17 protein-coding genes and 1 riboswitch are annotated in these 19,864 nt (G+C 73.1%); of the genes, 14 read left to right on the top strand and 3 right to left on the bottom strand.

Features of this window, described 5'->3' with window-relative positions; all coding sequences use genetic code 11:
• The first annotated feature begins 76 nt into the window (after positions 1-76).
• Complete coding sequence (locus ACIA8Q_RS15225) at positions 77-886, top strand: DNA-formamidopyrimidine glycosylase family protein (RefSeq protein ID WP_360214370.1); 810 nt, start codon at positions 77-79, stop codon at positions 884-886.
• A gap of 70 nt (positions 887-956) precedes the next feature.
• On the top strand, positions 957-2,960 hold the full coding sequence (locus ACIA8Q_RS15220; RefSeq protein WP_396317268.1) for a hypothetical protein: 2,004 nt from the start codon (positions 957-959) through the stop codon (positions 2,958-2,960).
• 28 nt (positions 2,961-2,988) lie between these two features.
• Here ACIA8Q_RS15220 and ACIA8Q_RS15215 read toward each other — a convergent pair whose 3' ends face one another.
• Both ACIA8Q_RS15215 and ACIA8Q_RS15210 read right to left on the bottom strand, forming a co-directional pair.
• Positions 2,989-4,680 (bottom strand): hypothetical protein, encoded by a 1,692-nt coding sequence (locus tag ACIA8Q_RS15215; RefSeq protein WP_360214366.1) that lies wholly within the window; start codon positions 4,678-4,680, stop codon positions 2,989-2,991.
• Between the two features lie 51 nt (positions 4,681-4,731).
• Positions 4,732-5,115, bottom strand: a complete 384-nt coding sequence (locus ACIA8Q_RS15210) for a metalloregulator ArsR/SmtB family transcription factor (protein ID WP_360214364.1) — start codon at positions 5,113-5,115, stop codon at positions 4,732-4,734.
• An 82-nt stretch (positions 5,116-5,197) separates the two neighbouring features.
• Positions 5,198-5,391: riboswitch (cobalamin riboswitch) on the top strand.
• Positions 5,392-5,422: 31 nt separating this feature from the next.
• Here ACIA8Q_RS15210 and ACIA8Q_RS15205 point away from each other — a divergent pair.
• The 6 genes from ACIA8Q_RS15205 (at position 5,423) to ACIA8Q_RS15180 (ending at position 10,892) form a co-directional block, all read left to right on the top strand.
• Positions 5,423-6,538 carry a HoxN/HupN/NixA family nickel/cobalt transporter gene (locus ACIA8Q_RS15205; protein WP_360214362.1) on the top strand — a complete coding sequence of 372 codons (1,116 nt, stop codon included), beginning with the start codon at positions 5,423-5,425 and terminating at the stop codon, positions 6,536-6,538.
• 113 nt (positions 6,539-6,651) lie between these two features.
• Positions 6,652-7,758 (top strand): aminopeptidase P family protein, encoded by a 1,107-nt coding sequence (locus ACIA8Q_RS15200; RefSeq protein ID WP_360214360.1) that lies wholly within the window; start codon positions 6,652-6,654, stop codon positions 7,756-7,758.
• A 76-nt stretch (positions 7,759-7,834) separates the two neighbouring features.
• Complete coding sequence (gene efp / locus ACIA8Q_RS15195; protein ID WP_350629439.1) at positions 7,835-8,398, top strand: elongation factor P; 564 nt, start codon at positions 7,835-7,837, stop codon at positions 8,396-8,398.
• Positions 8,399-8,402: 4 nt separating this feature from the next.
• Positions 8,403-8,840, top strand: coding sequence for a transcription antitermination factor NusB (nusB, locus tag ACIA8Q_RS15190; protein WP_360214358.1), 438 nt, complete (start codon positions 8,403-8,405; stop codon positions 8,838-8,840).
• A 153-nt stretch (positions 8,841-8,993) separates the two neighbouring features.
• Positions 8,994-9,821 carry a thioesterase family protein gene (locus ACIA8Q_RS15185; protein ID WP_360214356.1) on the top strand — a complete coding sequence of 276 codons (828 nt, stop codon included), beginning with the start codon at positions 8,994-8,996 and terminating at the stop codon, positions 9,819-9,821.
• A gap of 150 nt (positions 9,822-9,971) precedes the next feature.
• A complete protein-coding gene (locus tag ACIA8Q_RS15180; protein ID WP_360214354.1) occupies positions 9,972-10,892 on the top strand; it encodes a hypothetical protein in 921 nt (306 codons plus the stop codon).
• Positions 10,893-11,022: 130 nt separating this feature from the next.
• Here ACIA8Q_RS15180 and ACIA8Q_RS15175 read toward each other — a convergent pair whose 3' ends face one another.
• Positions 11,023-11,526, bottom strand: coding sequence for a transcriptional regulator (locus ACIA8Q_RS15175; RefSeq protein WP_031072501.1), 504 nt, complete (start codon positions 11,524-11,526; stop codon positions 11,023-11,025).
• A gap of 329 nt (positions 11,527-11,855) precedes the next feature.
• Between ACIA8Q_RS15175 and pyrR the strand changes: the two genes are divergently transcribed.
• From pyrR to carB, 6 genes are read left to right on the top strand one after another with little or no spacing between them, the layout of a single operon-like run.
• Complete coding sequence (gene pyrR, locus ACIA8Q_RS15170; RefSeq protein ID WP_360214352.1) at positions 11,856-12,479, top strand: bifunctional pyr operon transcriptional regulator/uracil phosphoribosyltransferase PyrR; 624 nt, start codon at positions 11,856-11,858, stop codon at positions 12,477-12,479.
• Between the two features lie 5 nt (positions 12,480-12,484).
• Positions 12,485-13,462: an aspartate carbamoyltransferase catalytic subunit gene (locus ACIA8Q_RS15165; protein ID WP_360214350.1), complete on the top strand. Its 978-nt coding sequence runs from the start codon at positions 12,485-12,487 to the stop codon at positions 13,460-13,462.
• A complete protein-coding gene (locus ACIA8Q_RS15160; protein ID WP_360214348.1) occupies positions 13,459-14,763 on the top strand; it encodes a dihydroorotase in 1,305 nt (434 codons plus the stop codon). Before ACIA8Q_RS15165 ends, ACIA8Q_RS15160 begins: the two co-directional genes overlap by 4 nt.
• Positions 14,760-15,323 (top strand): hypothetical protein, encoded by a 564-nt coding sequence (locus ACIA8Q_RS15155; RefSeq protein ID WP_360214346.1) that lies wholly within the window; start codon positions 14,760-14,762, stop codon positions 15,321-15,323. Before ACIA8Q_RS15160 ends, ACIA8Q_RS15155 begins: the two co-directional genes overlap by 4 nt.
• On the top strand, positions 15,320-16,477 hold the full coding sequence (gene carA / locus ACIA8Q_RS15150) for a glutamine-hydrolyzing carbamoyl-phosphate synthase small subunit (protein ID WP_360214344.1): 1,158 nt from the start codon (positions 15,320-15,322) through the stop codon (positions 16,475-16,477). Before ACIA8Q_RS15155 ends, carA begins: the two co-directional genes overlap by 4 nt.
• On the top strand, positions 16,470-19,778 hold the full coding sequence (gene carB / locus ACIA8Q_RS15145) for a carbamoyl-phosphate synthase large subunit (protein ID WP_360214342.1): 3,309 nt from the start codon (positions 16,470-16,472) through the stop codon (positions 19,776-19,778). Before carA ends, carB begins: the two co-directional genes overlap by 8 nt.
• Positions 19,779-19,864 lie beyond the last annotated feature (86 nt).

Here is a 19,864-nt window from a genome sequence, read left to right as displayed (position 1 = left end):
CGGGCCGCCGGCCCGCCGGAGTCCCGGCCCACCGGGGCCCACCAGCCTGTCGAACCACCCGGGGGAGCTGACGCCCGTGCCCGAAGGCCACATCATCCACCGCCTCGCCGCCGAGAACCTGCGCGCCTTCGGCGGCCGACCGGTCGAGGTCTCCAGCCCGCAGGGCCGGTTCGCCGACGAGGCCAAGAGCATCGACGGGCAGCTGCTCACCGCGGCCGAGGCGACGGGCAAGCACCTCTTCCTCGGCTTCGAGGAGGGCGCCTGGGTGCACGTCCACCTCGGCCTCTACGGCGGCTTCACCTTCGCCACCGGCCCCGCCCCCGAACCCGTCGGCCTGGTGAGGCTCCGGCTGGCCAACGACGAGGGCTACGCCGACCTGCGCGGCCCCAACACCTGCGCCCTGGTCACCGGCGCCGAGAAGGCCGGCGTCGCCGCCCGCCTCGGCCCCGACCCGCTGCGCGCCGACGCCGACCCGGAGGCCGCCTGGCGCCGGGTGTCGGCCAGCCGGACGACCGTCGCCGCCCTGTTGATGGACCAGAAGGTGCTGGCCGGGGTCGGCAACGTCTACCGGGCCGAGGTGCTGTTCCGCCACGGCATCAACCCCCACCGGGCCGGCCGCGACCTCACCCGCGCCGAATGGGACGCCGTCTGGGCCGACCTGGTCGCCCTGATGCGCGAGGGCGTCGGCGCCGGCCGGATCGACACCGTCCGCCCCGAGCACACCCCCGAGGCGATGGGCCGCCCGCCGCGCGTCGACGACCACGGCGGCGAGGTCTACGTGTACCGCCGTGCCGCGATGCCCTGCCTGGTCTGCGGCACCGACGTCCGCACCGAGCAGCACGCCTCCCGCAACCTCTTCTGGTGCCCCACCTGCCAGACGACCTGACCGGCCGATCACGCCCCGGCCGGGAGCCCAGCCCGTAGGCTGGGGCCGACCGGCCGGAGGGAGCAGGCGGATGGAGCGGCGGGAGGTGGCCAACACCGTCTCGGGGACGGTGGGGGGCCACGTGGTGCAGGCCCAGAGCATCGGGGCGGTGCACCTGCACCAGGGCCCGCCGCCGCCCGGTACGCCCCGTCAGGTCCGCAGACCGCGGCCCACCTTCGTCAACCGGGAGGGTGAACTCGCCGCCCTGGTCCGGGCGCTCGGCCGGCTCGACGAGAACGGTCCGGCGGTGGTGGCGTTCACCGGCCTCGGCGGCGTGGGGAAGACGGAACTGATCTCCCAGTTCGTCGCGGCGCACCGCGCGCACCTCCCGGACGGCGACCTCTACGCGGACCTCGCGGCCTACCGCCACCTCGGCGGGGTCGACCTCGGTGAGGTGCTGGCCGGGTTCCTGCGCGCCTTCGGGGCCGCGGTGCCGGCCACCCTGGCCGAGCGGGCCGCGGCGTACCGGACGGTGACGACCGGCAAGCGCGTCCTGGTGTTCCTGGACAACGTCGAGCAGGCGGGGGAGGTCCGCACGCTGCTGCCGTCCGACGGGCTCGTCGTGGTCGCGGGGCGGCGACGCCTGCCCGGTCTGGTCCTCGACGGCGCCGAGGTGCGGCGGCTGGACCCGCTGAGCACCCCGGCCGGTGCGGAGCTGGTGCGCCGCTGGCTCGGGCCCGACCGGGGCACCGACCGGGAGCTGGACGAGCTGGTCGGACTCTGCGGCGGACTGCCGCTGGCACTGAACGCCGTGGGCTTCCAGCTGGTCGACCACGACGAGCTCGACGTCGACCAGGTGGTGGCCGAACTCGCGGACTCGGAGCGGAGGTTGGCGTCGCTGAGCAACGAGGAGGGCGGGGTCGACCGGATGCTCGACCAGGTGTACGGGCGGCTCTCCGGGCCGGCCCGGGCGCTGTACCGGCTGGTCGGTACCGCCCCCGGGCCGTTCGTCTCCGCCGAGCTGGCGGAGGCGGCCGGCGTCGAGCGCGTCCGGGACGGGCTGAGCGAACTGCGCGCGGCCCACCTGCTGGACGAGGTGGTGGACCCGGGGCCGGGGCAGCGGTTCCGCGCACACGACCTGGTGCGCCTGCACGCCCGCCGCACGGCCGGTGAACTCCCCGACCGCACCGGCCTGCTGGCCCGCGCGGTCGCCTACTACCGGGCCCGGGCCGCCGCGGCCGACGCGCTGGTGCTCGGGGAGCGGTTCCGGCTCCAGGAGCCCCCCGACGCCCCGGGGCGCGAGTTCGCCTCCAAGGCGGAGGCGCTGGAGTGGCTCCGGGCCGAACGGGCCGACCTCCGGGAGGCGGTGCGGGCGGCGGCCGAACAGGGCTGGCACGGTGAGGTGTGGCGGCTGTGCGAATCGCTCTGGGCGCTCTACCACAGCGGCAAGAACTACGGGGACTGGATCGAGACGCACCGGCTCGGCGTCGAGTCGGCGCAGTGGGACAACCGCCCGGACGCGGTGATCCGGATGCGCAACCAGCTGGCCCGCGCCCACTACGAGCTCGGGGACTTCCCCCGCGCGGCCGAGCAGCTGGCGCTGGCCTCGGAGCAGCTGCCGCTGGTCGGGGAGCCGCAGCTGAGCGGTGTGCTGCACGAGACGCACGGGCTGCTCTGCCTGGCCGACGGGCGCCCGGAGCAGGCGGTGGAGCTGTTCCGGCTGGCCTTGGAGGACAACCGCACCGATCCGCACGGCGTGGTGGTGCAGAGCTACAACGTCGCCCAGGCGCTGGTCGCGGCCGGGCGCGCGGCGGAGGCGCTGGACGTCCTGGACGAGGCGACGGCGCGGGCGGAGGAGACCGGCGACCCGATGCTGATGCGGCTGCCGCTGGTCCGGGCCCGGGCCCAGCGCGCGCTGGGGCGGCTTGACCTCGCCGCCCGGGCCGCCGAGGACTGCGCGCGGCGGGCTCGCGAACTCGGCCAGCGGGCCAAGGAGGCCGAGGCCTTCACCCTGCTCGCCGCGCTCGCGGAGGAGCTGGGCGACGCGGCACTCGCCGAGCGGGCGCGGGGCCGGCTGGAGGAGCTGAAGGGCTGAAACCGTCACCGTGCCGGGGGAAAAGGCCTCAGGGCGGCGGGGTGAAGGCCACCCGGGTGCGGTGGCGGCCGGTGCGGATGGTGAGGCCGTGGTCGGGCAGGGTGCCGGGGGCGCCGCCCTCGGCGAGCCAGAGCGCGACGGCCGCGCCGAGCAGCAGCGGGTCGAGCCGGGGCTCGGCGCCGGCCCACGGGGCCTCGGCGCGTGCCTCCAGGAGCTCGCCGGTGCGCAGCCGGAGCGCGCAGCGGTCCCGGGCGAGGGCGGCCACCGTCACGGCGAGGCCGGGGATCCCGTCGGCGGCCTCGACGATCCAGCGCCCGGCCGGCTCCTCGGCGTCGACCTCCGTCCTGGCCAGGACCTCGGCCACGGAGCGCAGTTCCACCGTGGTCTCGGCGGCGTCCAGGGCGAAGAAGCCCCGGGGGTGGCCCTGCGGGTCGATCGGGTACCGGCGTACCGAGACCTCGCCGTCCGCGCACTCGCCCTCGACGTCGTAGGCGGTCGGCCGCTCCGCCGGGAGCGGTACCGGGGCCGGGTAGGGCGGCAGGGCGGTGGGGGTGGTGAGGTCGTCGACCTTGTCCGCCAGGAAGCCGAACAGGACGGGGGCCAGGGCCGGGACGGCCCGGTCGCGCTGGCCGAGGGAGCGGTCGGTGACGGGGCGCAGCAGCTCCGGGTCGTACGTCGCGACGGCCGCTTCGAGCTGGGCGTGCAGGTCGCCGTCCGGGTCGAGCGCGGGCGCCGCCTGGCCGAAGGCGTAGGTGGGGGACCCCGGGTCGAGTTCGGCGGCGCCGGTGGCCACCAGCAGGGTGGGGCGGTCCAGTGCCGCGCCGTAGAAGGAGACCGATCCGTGGTCGCCGATCAGCAGGTCGGCGGCGACCAGGGCGGTCTGCCAGCCCTGGTGCGGGGGGATCAGCCTGAGGCCGGAGCCCCGGGCCGTGGCCAGCAGCAGTTCGGGGTCGTGCCGGTCCCAGACGTTGGGGTGCAGGACCACGGCCACGGCGTACTCGTCGGCGGGGAGCGCGGTGACCAGCCGGCGCGGCAGGTCGAGGCAGTGCGCCGCCAGGGAGTGCCTGCTCCAGGTGGAGGTGACGACGACGAGGCGCCGGCCGTCGACGGCCCCGAGGGCGGCGCGGTAGGCGTCCCGCCGGCCGCGGCTGGCCAGCATCCTGGAGAAGGTGAGGTCGCCGACCTCCCGTGCGTGCGGCAGCGCCTCGGGGCAGGTGGCCGCCAGCCGCTCGAACTGCTCCTCGTGGGACAGCCCGATGACCGCGGGGAAGACCCGCCCCCGGTGGGTGAGCTCCTGACGGGACAGGCCGGCGGCACTGACCCCGTCCCCGGTGGACTCGGCGACCAGGCGGTTGTAGCCGGCGCCGTGGGGGAGGACGACGAGCGGGGCGCGCAGCCGGTGCATGGAGGCGTGGACCGCGCAGGACACCGCGAGGTCGAACTCGTACCGGACGGCCTCCTCCCACGGGATGACCGTGACGGCGGGTTGCTGGTCGGCCAGGTAGGGGCCGAGGCCCGCCGTGAACGCCGAGCCCGGGTTGACGGTGAGGTAGCACCGGACGCCGAGCTGCGGGCGGACGAGCAGGGTGAGCACGTCGAGCACCCGGGTGGCCGAGGTGAGCGTGCGGGCGACCGCGAGGACGCGGGCCCGGACGGGCCAGGTCTCCCAGCGGTCTTCGTCGGGCCAGGGCCGGGGCCGGCGCCGCAGGCGGTTCAGCACACGAAGATCGTACTCATCCGGCCCCGCTCCGGCGGGTCCGTCCGGGGCGGGTCAGCCGGTGGCAGCGGTGGGTTCGTGGTGGTCGGCGGCGGCGCAGGGGTCGAGGAGGGGGCGCAGGGCGTCGTCGACGAGCCGGTAGCGCACGACGCGTCCGTCGCGGTCGCCGGTGACCACGCCGGCGGTGCGGAGCAGTCGGAGGGCCTGGGAGACGGCGGGGTCGCGCATACCGGTGGCGACGGCGAGGTCGGTCACGGCGAGCGGGCCGGCGCGGTGCAGGGCGAGCAGGAGGGCGAGCCGGCCCGGGTCGGCGAGCAGGGAGAACCGCTCGGCCCAGGTGCGGACGTGCGCGGTGTCGCCGATGGCGGCGATGGCCTCGCAGACCCGGTGTCCGTCGATGGTGCGGTGGTCCGCGCGGTCGGCCGGTACGAGATGCATGCGGACATTCTCGCAGGCCGGGGCCTGTGATCCTGGACACCTGCGCAGGTGCGCAGCCTTGCATGGGTGGAGCCGGGCCCCCTACGGTGTTGCCCGCCGTGGTGCTCGGGAAGACCGGTGACGGACCCTCAGGGGTCCCAGTCCGGAGCGGCCCTCGCCACTGTGATCGGGGGGAGTCGTCCGTATCCACGACGCCACTGGGCGCTTCGCGCGTCTGGGAAGGCGGGTACGGGTGCCCCGTAAGCCAGGAGACCGGCCACGGCATCTCACGAAGTCTTTCCACGAGGTGCTGGAGCGTGATCCGCGTATGACCCTGCCCGAAACCGCCGCCCCCGGGGCGCCGGCGGCGCCGTCCGCACTGCCGACGTTCCGCTGGAAGCGCGAGGACACCGTCCGCACGGCCGGACTGATGGGCGTGATCCTGGCCATGCACGTGGTCGCGTTCGGGACGCTGTTCTTCCTGGTCGCGCCCCACAACTACGCGGTCGGCACCCAGGTCTTCGGGGTGGGCCTGGGCATCACCGCGTACACCCTCGGCATGCGGCACGCCTTCGACGCCGACCACATCGCGGTGATCGACAACACCACCCGCAAGCTGATGGCGGACGGCAAGCGCCCGGTGTCGGTGGGCTTCTGGTTCGCCCTCGGGCACTCCTCGATGGTGGTCATCATGGCCGCCCTGGTGGCGGGCGGCGCCCAGCTGGCCAACACCCTGATGGACGACGAGTCGACGACCCACCAGTGGCTGGGGATGGTCGGCACGACGGCCTCCGGCGCGTTCCTGTACCTGATCGGCGCGCTCAACCTGGCGGCGCTGGTGGGCATCCTCAAGGTGTTCCGGGCGATGCGGGCCGGGAAGTACGACGAGGCGCAGCTGGAGGAGCACCTGAACTCGCGCGGCTTCCTGGCGAGGGTGCTGAACCGGGCGACGCGGTCGATCACCCGGCCGGGGCAGATGTTCCCGGTGGGCATGGTGCTGGGCCTGGGCTTCGACACCGCGACCGAGGTCACCCTGATGGTGATGGCGGGCTCGGGCGCGGCGGCCGGGCTGCCCTGGTACGCGATCGTCTGCCTGCCGCTGCTCTTCGCGGCCGGGATGAGCCTGTTCGACACGCTGGACGGGACGTTCATGAACTTCGCGTACCAGTGGGCCTTCTCCAACCCGGTGCGCAAGGTGTACTACAACCTGACGATCACGGGGCTGTCGATCGCGGTGGCCTTCGTCATCGGCACGATCGAACTGGTCGGCGTGCTGCACGAGAAGCTCGACCTGACCGACCCGGTGAGCGGCTGGATCGCGGACATCTCGCTGGACAACGTCGGGTACGCGATCGCCGGGCTCTTCGTGGTGGTCTGGGCCGCGGCGATCGGCTACTGGAAGCTGGCCGGGGTCGAGAAGCGCTGGCAGCCGACCGGGCAGTGACAGCCCCGAACCGGTCGGCCCGGGGTGCGAGCCGGGGCGTGCGGGCAGCGGCGACGTGCCCCCTCGGGAGTGCTCGGCGGGCGGAACGGGGTGCGGCTTCGTAGGCTCGACGCATGTCTGATGCGTACGCGGGTCGGCGGGAGCGGGTGAGGGAGCACTGCAGTGCGGCCGGGGCCGATGCGGCGCTGATCACCCGGGCGGCGAACGTGCGGTATCTGACCGGCTGCGCGCCCTGCGGGGCGACGCTGCTGCTCACCAGGGACCGCGCACTGCTGGCGCTGCCGGACGACCTGCCGCCGGACGACACCGGGGAGCACCTGATCGCCCCGGACGTCACCCAGGTGCCGGTGCCGGCCGGGGCGGACACCGCCCTGGCGGCGGCCGAGGCCGCGGCGCGGCTCAGGCTGGCGGCGCTGGCGGTGGAGGAGCACGACCTGACCGTCAGCCGGCACCGGTCGGTGGCCGGCCTGTCCGGCGGTGCCCGGCTGGCCGACCTGGACCGGCTGGTGGAGCGGCTGCGGGTGGTCAAGGACGAGCACGAGATCGCCGACCTGCGGATCGCCGCCGAGATCGCCGACCAGGCGCTCGGCGAGCTCCTGGAGTCGATCCTGGTCGGGCGGACGGAGCGGCACCTGGCGATGGAGCTGGAACGCCGGATGATCGACCACGGTGCGGACCGGGCGGCCTTCCCGGTGTCCGTCGGCACCGGCAGCCACTCCGGGCAGCCCGCCCACCAGCCGACCGACCGCCGGGTGGAGGAGGGTGACTTCCTGACCGTGGTGATGGGCGCCCAGTACCGCGGCTACGGCATCTCGACCGCCCGGACCTTCGTGATCGGCGCCGCCCCCGCGCCCTGGCAGGTCGAGCTGCACCGGCTGGTGTTCCGCGCCCAGCGGGCCGCCCGGGAGGCGCTCGGACCAGGCGTGGAGCAGTACGTGCCCGACCGGGCCGCGCGGCAGATCCTGGAGGCGGCCGGCCACACCGAGGCGTCCCCGCACCCGGTGGGGCACGGCATCGGGCTGGAGATCCGGGAGGCGCCGCGCCTCGGCCCTTCGGACATGGGTAAACTGGACAGCCGCGTACCGGTCACCGTCGGTCCTGGGGTCCACCTCCCGGGCAGGGGCGGTGTCCGGATCGAGGACACGCTCGTGGTGCGCCCCCTCGAGGAGGGCGGGCCCGAGCTGCTCACCATCACCACCAAGGAGCTCCTCGCCCTGTGACCGCGGCCCCCGGGCCGTCGGCGGCAGGACGCACCCCTTGGTTCCTTGACAGCTATATCCAGGAGTAAGTGCGCCCGTGGCTTCCACGAACGATCTCAAGAACGGCATGGTCCTCAAGCTGGAGGGCGGCAAGCTCTGGTCCGTCGTCGAGTTCCAGCACGTCAAGCCCGGCAAGGGCCCGGCCTTCGTGCGTACCAAGCTCAAGGAGGTCCTGACGGGCAAGGTCGTCGACAAGACCTTCAACGCGGGCACCAAGGTCGAGACCGCCAACGTCGACAAGCGCGGCATGCAGTTCTCGTACAAGGACGGCGAGAACTTCGTGTTCATGGACATGGACACCTACGACCAGCTGACCATCGAGCCCGCCGTCGTCGGCGACGCCGCCAAGTACCTGCTGGAGGGCTTCGAGGCCCTGGTCGCGCAGAACGAGGGCGCGGTGCTCTACATCGAGCTCCCGGCCGCCGTCGAGCTGACCATCGCCGAGACCGAGCCGGGCGTCCAGGGCGACCGCTCCACCGGTGGCACCAAGCCGGCGACCCTGGAGACCGGCGCCGAGATCCAGGTGCCGCTCTTCATCACCACCGGTGAGAAGGTCAAGGTCGACACCCGCGACGGCAGCTACCTCGGCCGGGTGAAGTAAGTCCGTGTCGGCCGCACGCAGCAAGGCCCGTACCCGGGCCTTCCAGATCCTCTTCGAGGCCGACCACCGCGGGGTCGACCCGCAGCAGGTCCTCGCCGACTGGGTGGCCCGCGCCCGCGAGCCCAAGCCGGAGGAGGGCACCCCGCAGGTCGGTGAGTACACCATGGAACTCATCGAGGGGTACGTCCAGCACGCCCGTCGGATCGACGACCTGATCTCCCAGTACGCGGTGGGCTGGACGCTCGACCGGATGCCGATAGTGGACCGCAACGTCCTGCGGCTCGGTGCGTACGAGTTGATCTGGGAGGACGGCGTCCCGGACGCGGTCGTCCTGGACGAGGCGGTCGAGATCGCCAAGGAGTTCTCCACGGACGACTCCCCGGCCTTCGTCAACGGCCTGCTCGCGCGCTTCCTGGAGCTGAAGCCGAGCATCCGCCGGTAGGCGGTGGCGCCCCGCAGACGGCCGTCGGACCCGGATCCCGGGTGCGACGGCCGTCGCGCGTTTCACCCGGGCGGCGTAAGGTGGTGATCTACTCGCCAGTAACTTGGCGGGCGCAGCCGCACACGTCCCCGCAGTGAAGGGCAGGCCACCCCCATGACCACCGCGACCCGCAGCGAGTTCGACCGGGGCATCGCCCTGACCAGACACGCCGACGAGCCCGGCCGCTACGAGGCCGAACTCGGCCCCGGCTGGCAGATCGGCGGCGGGGTCAACGGCGGGATGCTGCTCGCCGTCGCCGGACACGCGCTGTCGCTGGAGCACGCCGACCACCCGGACCCGGTGTCGATCAGCGGTTACTACCTGTCCGCCTCCACGCCCGGCCCGGCCACCGTCCGCACCGAGGTGCTGCGCAGCGGCCGCGGCCTCTCCACCGGCACCGCCTCGCTGAGCCAGGACGGCGTCGAACGCCTGCGCGTGGTGGCCAGCCACGGCGACCTCTCCACCGTCGAGGGCGACGTGCGCACCACCGCGCAGCCGCCGCAGCTGCCGCCGCCGGACCAGTGCATCGGCGTCGAGCACGCCCCGCCGCAGCTGATCGAGCAGGCGGCGCTGCTGGAGCGCTTCGACCTGCGGCTCGACCCGTCCACCGTGGGCTGGGCGCTCGGTCAGCCCTCCGGCAACGGGCGGATCCAGGGCTGGTTCCGGCTCGCCGACGGGCGCGAGCCCGACCCGCTGCTGCTCCTGCTGGTCGCCGACGCGCTGCCGCCCGTCACCTTCGACCTGGGCCTGCCCGGCTGGGCCCCGACCGTGGAGCTGACCGTCCACCTGCGGGCCAGGCCGGTCCCGGGCTGGCTCCGGGTCACCCACGCCACCCGCAACGTGGCCGGCGGCTACTTCGAGGAGGACGCCGAGGTCTGGGACGAGTCCGGCCGGCTGGTCGCGCAGTCCAGGCAGCTGGCCCGGGTGCCGCGCGGGGCCTGATTTCCGCGGAGTTCACCGCGACTTACCGTCGGTTACATTCCTGTGACACGCCGTACGTGTGCGGCGCGCGGTGATGGGGAGATAGACGGTCAGCGGCGAGCCCGCCGCTGACCGTCGCCCGGCGGTCGCCGCCGATGCCAGGAGCCACCGATGAGTAGCCGCAAGGGCCGCGCCCGCCGTAACTCCGACTGCACCGCCGCCGGCCCGCGGCCCGTCGCCCGCGCGCCGCACCGCCGGCAGCGGGCCGAGGGCGGCGAGCAGGCGTTCGTCATCGGCGTGCTGACCAGTGCGGCGGACTTCGCCCGGGCCCGTGCCTGGGGGTTGTCGGACGCACCGGACTTCGAGCGCTACCTGGCCGACACGGCCGAACTGCTCGCCGACGCGGTGGAGCGCTTCGAGGTGGTGCGGGCCCGGATGTTCCACCCGCAGGACTTCGAGGAGTTCTGCGTCCTGCACGGGCTGGACCCGGCGGAGCCGGCCGCCCGCGACCGCTACCTGGTCAACCCGCCGCTGCAGACCCAGCTGCTGGCCTATCAGGGGGAGGAGCTGGCCGGGGACTTCGCGCCGCGGCTGGTCCGGGCCCGGGAGAACGGGCTGACGCTCTGCCACGCCGACCTGCTGCTGGACGGCGGTCTGGTCGGGGGCGCGGGGGAGGCCGACGAGGACCACGCCCGCTGGGTGCGCGCCGCCTACCAGCGCGGCGGCGAGGTGTTCCGCCGGATGCTGGTCGGCGCCGGTGCCGGGGTGTACGAGCTGCGGCTGCGGGTGGACGCGCCGGGCGGCCGGCTGACGGCGGCGGCCCGGGTGCTGCAGTGGGAGGACGGCGTGGTCCGGATCAACGACGAGGACCTGGAGCTGGTCTGCGCGGTGCTCTGCGCGGGGCTGGCGCTGGAGCTGCCCGGGGTGGCGGTGCTGCACGGGTCGCAGGGCTCGGCGGCCTCCTGCGGGGAGTACCTGCCGGCCTCCTGGGCCTGGTCGAGCGGCGGGCAGGACTGGGCGCCGTCGGCCCGGCCGGTGCGGCTGGACGGCGTGGCGGCGCAGCCCGGCTACAGCCTGGGGACGGTCTGCTGACCGCCGGGCGGCGGTGGTGCGGCCGGCGCCGGACGCGCGACGGCGCGGCCCCCGGGATCCGGGGAGCCGCGCCGTGACGTTTCTGCTGGTACCTGCGTGCTCGCGCTGGCGGGAGCCGGTGCGGCGAGCGTCAGCTCGCCTCCTCCTCGCGCACCGCGCGGCGCGCGTCGGGGTTGAGCACGCCCCAGGAGATCAGCTGCTCGGTGAGGATCGACGGCGACTGGTCGTAGATGACGGCCAGGGTGCGCAGGTCGTCCTGGCGGATCGAGAGGACCTTGCCGTTGTAGTCGCCGCGCTGGCTCTGGATCGTCGCCGCGTAGCGCTGCAGCGGGCCGGCCTTCTCGGACGGGACCTGGGTCAGTCTCTCCAGGTCGAGGACCAGACGCGGCGGCGGCTCGGCCGCGCCGCCGGGGGTGCCGCCGGGCAGCAGCTCCTGCACGGGCACGCCGTAGAACTCCGCCAGCTCGGCCAGCCGCTGCACGGTGACCGCACGGTCGCCGCGCTCGTACGAGCCGACGACGACTGCCTTCCAGCGCCCCTGGGACTTCTCCTCGACACCGTGCAGGGAGAGCCCCTGCTGAGTGCGGATGGCTCGGAGCTTGCCTCCGAGCTGCTTCGCGTAGTCGCTGGACATTGATCTCCCCGGACGAGATTGCTTCGCGTTCAGTGGTGGGTCACGGGCGATTGCCGACGCCGTTACCGGTGGGTTCGACGTCCGTCTCGTAACTCACTGTGAGGTTACGTAGAGTAAGGTAGCTGCGTCAAGCCGAATGGGGCAGTCGTGCGAATGGCCCGCATCGGGGGTGCGTCCGGGGCGTGAACCGCCGAAGCGGAACGACGGACGTCCGTTTGCCTCCCGGCGCGCTGATACGATGACCGGAAGCCCTCGCCCGGTCGGCGGGGGTCGTCCCAGACATCCTTTAAGGCCCGTCCAGTGAGGCGGGGAAGGAGGTCCGCTTCGGCATGACCACACAGCAGGATTCGACGCCGCGACCGCCGCACCAGGTGCTGGACGGAACGGACATCGCCCGGGTCGTCACCCGGATAGCGCACGAGATCGTCGAGCGCGCCAAGGGCGCGGAGGACGTCGTGCTGCTCGGCATCCACACCAGGGGCGTCCACCTCGCCCGCCGCCTGCACGGCCGGCTGGCCCAGATCACCGGGCGCGAGATCCCGCTGGGCACCCTGGACATCACCATGTACCGGGACGACCTGCGGCTCAAGCCCGCCCGCGCCCTGGAGCACACCGAGATCCCCTCCGGCGGCATCGACGGCAAGCTCGTCATCCTCGTCGACGACGTGCTCTTCTCCGGCCGCACCATCCGGGCCGCGCTCGACGCGCTGAGCGACATCGGCCGCCCGCGCGCCGTGCAGCTCGCCGTCCTGGTCGACCGCGGCCACCGCGAGCTCCCGATCCGGGCCGACTACGTGGGCAAGAACCTCCCCACCTCGCTGCGCGAGGCGGTCCAGGTCCGCCTGGCCGACACCGACGGCGTCGACGCCGTGCTGGTCGGCGACCGCGACCACGCCGCCCGAAGCTCGCAGGCCCTGGCCTCCCAGCCCACCGAACCGCACCTCCCGGAGTAACCCGCGTGAAGCGCCACCTCGTCTCCGCCGCCGATCTCAGCCGCGACGACGCGCTGCTGATCCTGGACACCGCCGAGGAGCTGGCCCAGCTCTCCGGGCGGGCCGTCAAGAAGCTGCCCACGCTGCGCGGCCGCACCGTCGTCAACCTCTTCTTCGAGGACTCGACCCGCACCAAGACCTCCTTCGAGGCCGCCGAGAAGCGGCTCTCCGCCGACGTCATCAACTTCTCCGCCAAGGGCTCCTCGGTCTCCAAGGGCGAGAGCCTCAAGGACACCGCGCTCACCCTGCAGGCGATGGGCGCCGACGCTGTCGTCATCCGCCACCACGCCTCGGGCGCGCCGTCCCGGCTCGCCCAGTCGGACTGGCTGCACGGCAGCGTGATCAACGCCGGTGACGGCACCCACGAGCACCCCACCCAGGCCCTGCTCGACGCGTTCACCATGCGCCGCCACCTCAACCCGGGCCTGGGGCACGACCTGGCCGGGCGCCGGATCACCATCGTCGGCGACGTGCTGCACAGCCGGGTCGCCCGCTCCAACGTCCACCTGCTGACCACCCTCGGCGCCCACGTCACCTTCGTCGCCCCGCCGACGCTGCTGCCGATCGGCATCGAGAACTGGCCGTGCGACATCAGCTACGACCTGGAGAGCGTGCTCCCCAAGACGGACGCGCTGATGATGCTCCGGGTGCAGCGCGAGCGGATGAACGCCGCGTTCTTCCCCACCGAGCGCGAGTACAGCCGCCGCTACGGCCTCAACGGCACCCGGATGGCCCAGCTGCCCGAGCACGCCATCGTGATGCACCCCGGCCCGATGGTCCGCGGCATGGAGATCACCGCCGAGGTCGCCGACTCGCCGCGCTGCACCGTGGTCGAGCAGGTCGCCAACGGCGTCTCCGTCCGGATGGCCGTCCTGTACCTGCTGCTCGGCGGTGCCACCCCCGCCGACGCACCCCGCACCGACACCGTGGAGACCGCCCAGTGACGACCTACCTGATCCGCAACGCCCAGATCCTCGGCGGCGCCCCGCAGGACCTCCACCTGGCCGACGGCGTCATCAAGGCCATCGGCACCGGCCTGGCCGTCGAGGCCGACATCGAGATCGACGCCACCGGGCTGATCGCCCTGCCCGGCCTCGTCGACCTGCACACCCACCTGCGCGAGCCCGGCCGCGAGGACGCCGAGACCGTGCTCACCGGCACCCAGGCCGCGGCGATGGGCGGCTTCACCGCCGTGCACGCGATGGCCAACACCACCCCGGTGGCCGACACCGCGGGCGTCGTCGAGCAGGTCTGGCGGCTCGGCCAGGAGGCCGGCTACTGCGACGTGCAGCCGGTCGGCGCCGTCACCGTCGGCCTGGAGGGCAAGAAGCTCGCCGAGCTCGGTGCGATGCACGAGTCCGCGGCCGGCGTGCGGGTCTTCTCCGACGACGGCAAGTGCGTGGACGACGCGGTGCTGATGCGCCGCGCCCTGGAGTACGTCAAGGCCTTCGACGGCGTCGTCGCCCAGCACGCCCAGGAGCCGCGGCTGACCGAGGGCGCCCAGATGAACGAGGGCCAGGTCTCCGGCGAGCTCGGGCTCGGCGGCTGGCCGGCCGTCGCCGAGGAGTCGATCATCGCCCGCGACGTGCTGCTCGCCGCGCACGTCGGCTCCCGGCTGCACGTCTGCCACGTCTCCACCGCCGGCTCGGTCGAGATCATCCGCTGGGCCAAGGCCAAGGGCTGGGACGTCACCGCCGAGGTCACCCCGCACCACCTGCTGCTCACCGACGAGCTGGTCCGCTCCTACGACCCGGTGTACAAGGTGAACCCGCCGCTGCGCACCGCCGAGGACGTCCAGGCGCTGCGCAAGGCGCTCGCCGACGGCACCATCGACGCCGTCGCCACCGACCACGCGCCGCACCCGGCCGAGGACAAGGACTGCGAGTGGGCCGTCGCCGCGATGGGCATGGTCGGCCTGGAGACCGCCCTGTCGGTCGTGCAGCAGACCATGGTCGAGACCGGCCTGCTGAACTGGGAGGGCGTCGCCGACCGGATGTCGCACCGCCCGGCCCGGATCGGCCGTCTCACCGGCCAGGGCCGGTCCGTCTCGGTCGGTGAGCCGGCGAACCTGGTGCTGTTCGATCCCGCGTACCGTGGTGCCGTGAACCCGGACAGCTTCGCCACCCGCAGCCGCAACACCCCCTACAAGGGCCTTGACCTGCCCGGACGGGTGCACGCCACCTTCCTGCGCGGGCGCGCCACCGTGCTGGCCGGCGAGCTCGCCGAGCAGGGCGGCCTCGCGTGACCGCGCTGCTCCTCGCCCAGGAGCAGGCCAAGGTCACCAACTGGCCCGGGTACATCGGCTGGGCCGTCGGCCTGCTGGTGCTGATCGCCCTCGTGTACTGGCTGATGCGGCAGGGCTGGAACTGGCGGCGCACCCTCCAGTCCGGCATCCCGCCGCTGCCCGCCGTGCCGGACCGGGCCGGCCGGACCATCCTGGAGACCAGCGGCCGGTACCACGGCACCACCACCGCCGGGAACTGGCTCGACCGGGTCGTCGCGCACGGCCTGGGCAACCGCAGCCGGGCCGACCTCACCCTCGGCGAGGACGGCCTGCTGGTACGGCGCCCCGGCGACGTCGACCTCTGGATCCCGGCCGGGCACCTCACCGGTGCCCGCACGGACTCCGGGATCGCCGGGAAGGTCGTCCCGGCCGGTCTGCTCGTCGTCACCTGGACGCACGGGGAGACCGAGCTGGACTCCGGCTTCCGGGCCGACCACCCCGATGAGCACGCCGCCTGGGTCGAGGCGGTCACTCACCTCGCAACACGTACGACGACGAAGACGGAAGAGGCTTCCCGATGACCGCACCTGCCCCCACCACGCAGCGCCAACGGCGGGAACGCGTCCCCGCCGTGCTCGTCCTGGAGGACGGCCGGACCTTCCGCGGCGAGGCCTACGGCGCGACCGGCGAGACCTTCGGCGAGGCGGTCTTCAACACCGGCATGTCCGGTTACCAGGAGACCCTCACCGACCCGTCGTACCACCGCCAGGTGGTCGTGATGACCGCCCCGCAGATCGGCAACACCGGCTGGAACGACGAGGACGACGAGTCCAAGCAGATCTGGGTCGCCGGCTACGTCGTGCGCGACCCCGCCCGGGTGGCCTCCAACTGGCGCTCCACCCGCTCGCTGGACGAGGAGCTGGTCCGCCAGGGCGTCGTCGGCATCAGCGGCATCGACACCCGGGCGCTGACCCGGCACCTGCGCGAGCGCGGCGCGATGCGCTGCGGCATCTTCTCCGGTGAGGCGCTGGCCGACCAGGCCGCCCTGCTCGCCCGGGTGCAGCAGTCGCCCGAGATGAAGGGCGCCGACCTGTGCGCCGAGGTGGCCACCACCGAGGCGTACGTCGTCCCGGCGATCGGCGAGAAGCGCTTCACCGTCGCCGCGCTGGACCTCGGCATCAAGGGGATGACCCCGCACCGGATGGCCGAGCGCGGCATCGAGGTGCACGTGCTGCCGGCCAACTCGACCCTGGAGGACCTCTACGCGGTCCGGCCGGACGGCGTCTTCTTCTCCAACGGCCCGGGTGACCCGGCCACCGCCGACCACCAGGTCGCCGTGGCGCAGGGCGTGCTGGAGCGCAGGACCCCGTTCTTCGGGATCTGCTTCGGCAACCAGATCCTCGGCCGCGCGCTGGGCTTCGGCACCTACAAGCTCAAGTACGGCCACCGCGGCATCAACCAGCCGGTGCAGGACCGCACCACCGGCAAGGTCGAGGTCACCGCGCACAACCACGGCTTCGCCGTGAACGCGCCGCTGGACAAGGTGAGCGAGACCCCCTACGGGCGGGTCGAGGTCTCCCACGTCTGCCTCAACGACGACGTGGTCGAGGGCCTCCAGGCACTGGACGTCCCCGCCTTCAGCGTGCAGTACCACCCCGAAGCAGCTGCCGGCCCGCACGACGCGGCCTACCTCTTCGACCGTTTCGTGAAGCTCATGGAGGGCCAGCGTGCCTAAGCGCACTGACATCAAGTCCGTCCTGGTGATCGGCTCCGGCCCGATCGTGATCGGCCAGGCCGCCGAGTTCGACTACTCGGGCACGCAGGCCTGCCGGGTCCTCAAGGCCGAGGGCCTGCGGGTCGTGCTGGTCAACTCCAACCCGGCCACGATCATGACCGACCCGGAGATCGCCGACGCCACCTACGTCGAGCCGATCACCCCGGAGTTCGTCGAGCGGATCATCGCCAAGGAGCGCCCCGACGCGCTGCTGCCGACCCTCGGCGGGCAGACCGCGCTCAACACCGCGATCGCGCTGGACGCCAACGGCGTGCTCGCCAAGTACAACGTCGAACTCATCGGCGCCAAGGTCGACTCGATCCACAAGGGCGAGGACCGCGAGCTCTTCAAGGGCGTCGTCGAGGCCGTCAACGCCAAGATCGGCCACGGCGAGTCCGCCCGCTCGGTCATCTGCCACACCATGGACGAGGTGCTCGCCGGCGTCGACACGCTCGGCGGGTACCCGGTCGTCGTCCGCCCCTCCTTCACCATGGGCGGCGCCGGCTCCGGCTTCGCCCACGACGAGGAGGACCTGCGCCGCATCGCCGGCCAGGGCCTGGCCCTCTCGCCGACCACCGAGGTGCTCCTGGAGGAGTCCATCCTCGGCTGGAAGGAGTACGAGCTGGAGCTGATGCGCGACAAGAACGACAACGTCGTGGTCGTCTGCTCCATCGAGAACTTCGACCCGATGGGCGTGCACACCGGCGACTCGATCACCGTCGCCCCGGCGATGACGCTCACCGACCGCGAGTACCAGATCCTGCGCGACGTCGGCATCGCCGTGATCCGCGAGGTCGGCGTGGACACCGGCGGCTGCAACATCCAGTTCGCCGTCAACCCCGACGACGGCCGGGTCATCGTCATCGAGATGAACCCGCGCGTCTCCCGCTCCTCGGCGCTCGCCTCCAAGGCCACCGGCTTCCCGATCGCCAAGATCGCCGCCAAGCTGGCCGTCGGGTACACCCTGGACGAGATCCCCAACGACATCACCGAGCAGACCCCGGCCTCCTTCGAGCCGACCCTCGACTACGTCGTGGTGAAGGTCCCGCGCTTCGCGTTCGAGAAGTTCCCGAGCGCCGACGCCACGCTGACCACCACCATGAAGTCGGTCGGCGAGGCCATGGCCATGGGCCGCAACTTCCCCGAGGCGCTGCAGAAGGCGCTGCGCTCGCTGGAGAAGAAGGGCTCCCAGTTCAGCTGGGTCGGCCCGGTGGGCGACAAGGCCGAGCTGCTGACCAAGGCGGTCGTGCCGACCGACGGCCGGATCAACACCGTCATGGAGGCGATCCGGGCCGGCGCCACCCCGGAGGAGGTCTTCGAGGCCACCAGGATCGACCCGTGGTTCGTCGACCAGCTCTTCCTGCTGGACGAGATCGCCGGCGAGCTGGCCGAGGCCGAGAAGCTCAACCCCGAGCTGCTGCGCCACGCCAAGCGGCACGGCTTCTCCGACCTGCAGATCGGCGAGATCCGCGGCCTGAAGGCGGACGTGGTCCGCGAGGTGCGGCACGCGCTCGGCATCCGCCCGGTGTTCAAGACCGTCGACACCTGCGCCGCCGAGTTCGCCGCCAGGACCCCGTACTTCTACTCGTCCTACGACGAGGAGAACGAGGTCGCCCCGCGCACCAAGCCCGCCGTGATCATCCTCGGCTCCGGCCCGAACCGCATCGGCCAGGGCATCGAGTTCGACTACTCCTGCGTGCACGCCTCCTTCGCGCTGGCCGACGCCGGGTACGAGACCGTGATGGTCAACTGCAACCCGGAGACCGTCTCCACCGACTACGACACCTCCGACCGGCTCTACTTCGAGCCGCTCACCCTGGAGGACGTGCTCGAGATCGTCCACGCCGAGCAGCAGGCCGGCCCGCTGGCCGGCGTGATCGTCCAGCTCGGCGGCCAGACCCCGCTCGGCCTGGCCCAGGCGCTCAAGGACAACGGCGTGCCGATCGTCGGCACCCAGCCCGAGGCGATCGACCTCGCCGAGGAGCGCGGTGCCTTCGGCCGCGTCCTGCGCGACGCCGGCCTGCCGGCCCCCAAGCACGGCACCGCCTTCTCCTTCGCGGAGGCCAAGGCGATCGCCGACGAGATCGGCTACCCGGTGCTCGCCCGCCCGTCCTACGTGCTCGGCGGCCGCGGCATGGAGATCGTCTACGACGAGGCCTCGCTCGCCTCCTACCTGGAGCGCCACGCCGGCCTGATCTCCGAGCACCCGGTGCTCATCGACCGCTTCCTCGACGACGCGGTGGAGATCGACGTCGACGCGCTCTTCGACGGCACCGAGCTCTACCTCGGCGGCGTCATGGAGCACATCGAGGAGGCCGGCATCCACTCCGGCGACTCCGCCTGCGCGCTGCCCCCGATCACCCTCGGCGGCTACGACATCAAGCGCCTGCGCACCTCCACCGAGGCCATCGCGCGCGGCGTCGGCGTCCGCGGTCTGATCAACATCCAGTTCGCGATGGCCGGGGACATCCTCTACGTGCTGGAGGCCAACCCGCGCGCCTCCCGGACCGTCCCGTTCACCTCCAAGGCGACGGCGGTGCCGCTGGCCAAGGCCGCCGCCCGGATCTCGCTCGGCGCCACCATCGCCGAGCTGCGCGCCGAGGGCCTGCTCCCGGCCGAGGGCGACGGCGGCACGCTGCCCGCCGACTGCCCGATCTCGGTCAAGGAGGCCGTGCTGCCCTGGAGCCGCTTCCGCGACGTCCACGGCCGCGGCGTGGACACCGTCCTCGGCCCGGAGATGCGCTCGACCGGTGAGGTCATGGGCATCGACAAGGTCTTCGGCACGGCCTACGCCAAGGCCCAGGCCGGCGCCTACGGCGCGCTGCCGACCAAGGGCAAGGTCTTCGTCTCGGTCGCCAACCGCGACAAGCGCAACCTGGTCTTCCCGGCCCGGGCGCTGGTCAGCCTCGGCTTCGAGGTGCTCGCCACGGCCGGCACCGCCGAGGTGCTGCAGCGCGGGGGCATCCCGTCCACGCTGGTGCGCAAGCACAGCGAGGGCGAGGGCCCGAACGGCGAGAAGACGATCGTGCAGCTGATCCACGACGGCGAGGTCGACCTGATCATCAACACGCCGTACGGCACCGGCGGCCGCCTCGACGGCTACGAGATCCGCACCGCCGCGGTCTCCCGCGGCGTGCCCTGCCTGACCACCATCCAGGCGATGGGCGCGGCCGTCCAGGGCATCGACCGGCTGCTGCGCGACGAGGTCGGCGTGATGTCGCTCCAGGAGCACGCCGAGCTGATCAACGCGGGCCGCAAGTAGCACCACCGCTGTGGGGGGCACCGACGCCAGACGGGTGCCCCCCACTTCCATGCCCTGATCCGGGTGCTCACGGCCGGATCCGGGCC

Origin of the sequence: Kitasatospora sp. NPDC051705 (assembly GCF_044453265.1) — a bacterium.
Taxonomy (GTDB): domain Bacteria; phylum Actinomycetota; class Actinomycetes; order Streptomycetales; family Streptomycetaceae; genus Kitasatospora.
This window is presented reverse-complemented; position numbering and strand designations above follow the sequence as displayed.